Origin of the sequence: Polaribacter sp. (genome assembly GCF_965656025.1) — a bacterium.
In the GTDB taxonomy this organism is placed as follows: domain Bacteria; phylum Bacteroidota; class Bacteroidia; order Flavobacteriales; family Flavobacteriaceae; genus Polaribacter.
On sequence record NZ_CBFHJT010000025.1, the window covers coordinates 1 to 4,751 of the forward strand.

The 4,751-nt window shown below is 31.5% G+C and carries 5 protein-coding genes; 4 read left to right on the forward strand and 1 reads right to left on the reverse strand.

The genetic code is table 11. The features are described 5' to 3' along the window. From ACTG3S_RS06505 to ACTG3S_RS06515, 3 genes are all read left to right on the forward strand, one after another. On the forward strand, nucleotides 1-374 hold a 374-nt coding region (locus tag ACTG3S_RS06505), incomplete at its 5' end, for an ABC transporter ATP-binding protein (protein WP_439128554.1). A gap of 141 nt (nucleotides 375-515) precedes the next feature. Beyond that, nucleotides 516-1,829, forward strand: coding sequence for a Fe-S cluster assembly protein SufD (gene sufD / locus ACTG3S_RS06510; RefSeq protein ID WP_439128555.1), 1,314 nt, complete (start codon nucleotides 516-518; stop codon nucleotides 1,827-1,829). 102 nt (nucleotides 1,830-1,931) lie between these two features. After that, on the forward strand, nucleotides 1,932-2,135 hold the full coding sequence (locus tag ACTG3S_RS06515) for a hypothetical protein (RefSeq protein WP_439128556.1): 204 nt from the start codon (nucleotides 1,932-1,934) through the stop codon (nucleotides 2,133-2,135). Nucleotides 2,136-2,228: 93 nt separating this feature from the next. On the opposite strand, the gene ACTG3S_RS06520 is transcribed toward ACTG3S_RS06515, so the two are convergent. After that, nucleotides 2,229-3,551, reverse strand: coding sequence for a serine hydrolase domain-containing protein (locus ACTG3S_RS06520; protein ID WP_439128557.1), 1,323 nt, complete (start codon nucleotides 3,549-3,551; stop codon nucleotides 2,229-2,231). A gap of 99 nt (nucleotides 3,552-3,650) precedes the next feature. Here ACTG3S_RS06520 and ACTG3S_RS06525 point away from each other — a divergent pair. Then, nucleotides 3,651-4,751, forward strand: a 1,101-nt coding sequence (locus tag ACTG3S_RS06525; RefSeq protein ID WP_439128558.1) for an aminotransferase class V-fold PLP-dependent enzyme, incomplete at its 3' end; no start/stop codon positions are given.

Genomic DNA, 4,751 nt, shown 5'->3' on the forward strand with positions numbered 1-4,751 from the left:
AAAAATCTGAATTGTTAGAAATAGACCGTAAATTTTTAGGTCGTTCTTTAAACGAAGGATTTTCTGGAGGAGAGAAAAAACGTAACGAAATCTTTCAAATGGCAATGTTAGAACCAAAATTAGCCATTTTAGATGAAACTGATTCTGGTTTAGATATAGATGCTTTGCGTATTGTTGCCAATGGTGTTAACAAGTTAAAATCTAAAGACAATGCAGTAATTGTTATTACACACTACCAACGTTTGTTAGAATACATTGTACCAGACTTTGTACACGTTTTACACGATGGTAAAATTGTAAAAACAGGCGATGCTTCTTTGGCTTTAGAATTAGAAGCAAAAGGGTATGATTGGATAAAGCAAGAACTTGTATAAGTTCGCAGTTAAACAGTAGCAGTTTGCGGTCAGCAACTGTATGTAAAATTAGTTAAGAATAAAAAATAGCCAGTAATCAGTAGTTTTTTTGATAATTTCCAAAACTGCCAACTGAAGACTGAGTACTGAAGACTAAAAACTATGGAATTACAAGATAAATTACTATCATCTTACGTAGCATTTGAAAACAATATAGACGTAAATTCTGATGTACACGAAATTCGTTCTGAAGCACTACAAAATTTTGAGAAAGTAGGTTTTCCTACTAAGAAACTAGAAGCTTGGAAATATACCTCTTTAAATCCTGTTTTAAAGCAAGATTACAGTTTGTTTCCTAATAAAGTAGAAGCGATAGAATTGGCAGAAGTAAAAAAATATTTTATACATGAAATAGATGCCTATAAAATTGTGTTTATCAATGGTAAATACAGTTCTTTTTTATCGCAAACAACTCATGAACATTATGATGTTTGTTTGATGTCTTCTGCATTAACCAATCCAAAATACAAGGCAGTTATATATAAGTATTTTAACAAAATTGCCAAAAAAGATAATTTAACATCTCTAAACACAGCTTTTGCTACAGAAGGTGCTTACATTAATATTCCTAAAAATACAGAGGTTAAAAAACCGATTCAAATTTTAAATTTTACCACAGGTTCTCAAGCTGCAACAATGCTACAACCTAGAAATTTAATTGTAGTGGGAGAAAATTCTCAAGTACAAATTATAGAGCGCCATCAAAGTTTAACTGAGAATCCAGTTTTATCTAACGTAGTTACCGAGATTTATGCAGATAAAGCTGCGAATGTAGATTATTATAAAATTCAAAATGATGCAACAACTGCTTCTTTGGTAGATAATTCGTACATAGAACAGCAATCTAACAGTGTAGTTTCTGTACATACGTTTTCTTTTGGAGGAAACATCACCAGAAATAATTTAAACTTTTATCAAAAAGGACAACACATAGATTCTATTTTAAAAGGAATTACGATTATTGAAGGTAAACAACATGTAGATCATCATACTTTAGTACATCACATAGAACCAAATTGCGAGAGTCACCAAGACTACAAAGGTATTTTTGATGAACGCTCTACAGGTGTTTTTAACGGAAAAGTAATTGTAGAAAAAGAAGCACAAAAAACCAACGCATATCAGCAAAATAATAATGTTTTAGTTAGCGACAAAGCTACTATTAATGCAAAACCGCAACTAGAAATTTTTGCAGACGATGTAAAATGTTCTCATGGTTGTACCATTGGTCAATTAGATGAAGATGCTTTATTTTATATGCAACAGCGTGGTATTCCTAAAAAAGAAGGTAAAGCATTATTAATGTATGCATTTGCAAATACGGTTTTAGAAAGTGTAAAAATACCTGAAGTAAAACAACGCATTACCAAATTAATAGCTAAAAAATTGGGTGTTAATTTAGGTTTCGATTTCTAATTGATATTGTTAACTTTTATTGCATACAAGTTAATATTGCTAGTATTGTTAAAGTAGATTTGTATTATAACAATCCAAAAAACTTTATAAAAAGTAAATATTATGAATAAAAGTATAAAAATAGTATTATTAATTGCAGGTGTTGTACTACTAGTTTACGGAATATATACCTTAATACAACCAGAAACACAAGTTTCTGTTGGCGATGTTGATTTAGTAGAAACTCAAGACAATACAAATGCATATATTACCATTGGTATTGGTGTTGTTGCACTAGCCACAGGTTTGATAAAAGGAAAAAGCTAGTCTAAAAAATACAAAAAAAAAGCCTCTCTTTAAAGAGAGGTTTTTTTTTGGGTTACTATCTCGTGCTAAAATAGTGCTACACTTAATTTTTTTTTAGGGCTTCACAACACTCTCTAAAATTCCTTTTAAAAACAAGTTTTCTTCAAACCAAGAAAGCCCAAAACGTACCACAACCAAATCTTGCTCTGGTAAAATATAAACTCTTTGTCCTTGATAACCATCAGCAAAATACATGCTTTTTGGCACATCTTTAAACTGCTTTTCTGCATTTAACCAAAATTGTGCTCCATAAGTACCTTTAGAGGTTGGTGTGGGTGTGGTTACATAATCTACCCAGTTTTTAGTAAAAAGTTGCTGTCCATTCCAATTGCCATTGTGTAAATACAACAAACCAAATTTTGCCCAATCTCTAGCAGTTGCCCAAGAATAGGAAGAAGCTACGTAATTACCGCTTAAATCGGCTTCTAACACCATAGAATTCATACCAATTTTATCGATAAAATCAGAATACCAAAAATCTAAATATTCTTGATGTGTTGCAAACTGTTTTCTTAAAATGCCCGATAATAAATTAGACGTTCCTGAAGAATAATTAAACGTTTCATTGGGTTTACCAACCAAAGGTTTGTTTTCTTGCAACTTGGTCATATCTCTTTCTAAAAATAACATTTTAGTCGCATCAGAAATTTCATCATAATTTTCATCCCACTCTAAACCAGAATTCATTTGTAGTAAATTATGGATAGTTATGTTTTTACGCGCATCATTTTGCCAAGAATCTATAGGTGCTTTGTCTTGCACATTTATTTTATTTTGATGCTGTAAAATACCATAAACAGTGCTTAAAATACTTTTGGTCATAGACCAACCTAAAAGTTTTGAGTCTTTGTTAAAACCATCAGTATATTTTTCTGCAATAATTTGATCTTTATAAACAACCAAAACTGCTCTTGTTTTTCTTTTTCCGAAAACAGAGGCCACTGTTTTCTGTAATTTATCGTAATCTATATTAGTAAAAACACTGTCTTTTTGTGATGCACTACCATAAGGAAAAGAAGTTGAATTATCTGATTCTAATCTTTTTGGTGATAAATAACTCGCAGTTTCATCACTTTCTTCTAGAGTTAAAACTGAACCTAAGCCTTTTCTAATAACAGCTTTTCTTGTTAATAAGCCATAAACAGAAGCTGTTGCCGTTTTTTGTGTTTCATTTATTTCATCTGAAGCTAAATCAACAGGAGAAAAATTATTATCTGTGCTATCTGTAAATACCAGAGTTCTATTGGCTACAAAAACAGATGATGCTGTATTTTTTGCAGAATAGCCTGCTAGAATATTCAGTTTTGGATAATTATAAAACACAGCAATTAAAATAATTATCAATATTAACAGCAAAAAACGTCTAAAAATTTTCATCTAAAAGTAACTTTATTTATGTAAAAATAAGAAAATCATGTTGGTTTTCTACCTCTTTAAAAAATCAACCTTTATCTTTGTACTTTAAAATGATTTTGTATGATGAATGTTGATAAAATTAGAGCCGATTTTCCAATTCTTAAAAGAACCGTAAATGGCAAACCTTTAGTTTATTTTGATAATGCTGCTACTTCGCAAACACCACAGGTTGTTATAGATACCATTGTAGATTATTATAGCAATTACAACGCAAACATCCACAGAGGTGTGCACACTTTAAGCCAAGAAGCAACAGACAAATACGAAGAAGCGCGCATAAAAATTCAACAACATTTTAACGCAAAAAATGCGTATGAAATTATTTTAACCTCAGGTACAACACATAGTATTAATATGGTTGCCTCTGGCTTTGCGTCACTTATAAATAAAGGTGATGAGGTTATTGTTTCTGCTTTAGAACACCATTCTAATATTGTGCCTTGGCAAATGTTGTGCGAAAAAACAGAAGCTATTTTAAAAGTAATACCCATGTTAGATAATGGATCTTTAGACATGGAGGTTTATCATAATTTGGTAAACAAAAAAACAAAATTAGTTTTTTGCAACCATGTTTCTAATGCCTTAGGAACCATAAATCCCATAGAAGATATTATTGAAACAGCTCATAAATTTAATGCGGCTGTTTTAGTTGATGGTGCCCAAGCAACGCCACATATTAAACCAGATGTACAAGCTTTAGATGTAGATTTTTATGTTGCGTCTGCACATAAATTGTGTGGCCCAACAGGTGTAGGAATTTTGTATGGTAAGCAAGAATGGTTAGAAAAACTACCTCCTTATCAGGGTGGAGGAGAAATGATAGATACCGTAACTTTCGAGAAAACTACCTATGCTGGTTTGCCTCATAAATTTGAAGCGGGTACCCCAAATATTTGTGGTGGAATTGCCTTTGGAGCAGCAATCGACTATATGAATTCCATTGGTTTTGATAGTATAGCTGCTTATGAAGAAGAGCTTTTAAAATACGGAACTCAAGAACTTTTAAAAATAGAAGGTGTAAAAATATTTGGTACCACTGCTAAAAAAACAGCTGTAATATCTTTTAACGTAGGCACTATTCATCCTTATGATATTGGTACTATTTTAGATAAATTAGGCATTGCGGTTAGAACAGGTCATCATTGTGCACAACCTATTATG

Bases quoted from the DNA above. Each gene is read 5' to 3' on its own strand.
- sufD (WP_439128555.1), top strand. From the start codon at position 516: ATGGAATTACAAGATAAATTACTATCATCTTACGTAGCATTTGAAAAC.
- ACTG3S_RS06515 (WP_439128556.1), top strand. From the start codon at position 1,932: ATGAATAAAAGTATAAAAATAGTATTATTAATTGCAGGTGTTGTACTA.
- ACTG3S_RS06520 (WP_439128557.1), bottom strand. From the start codon at position 3,551: ATGAAAATTTTTAGACGTTTTTTGCTGTTAATATTGATAATTATTTTA.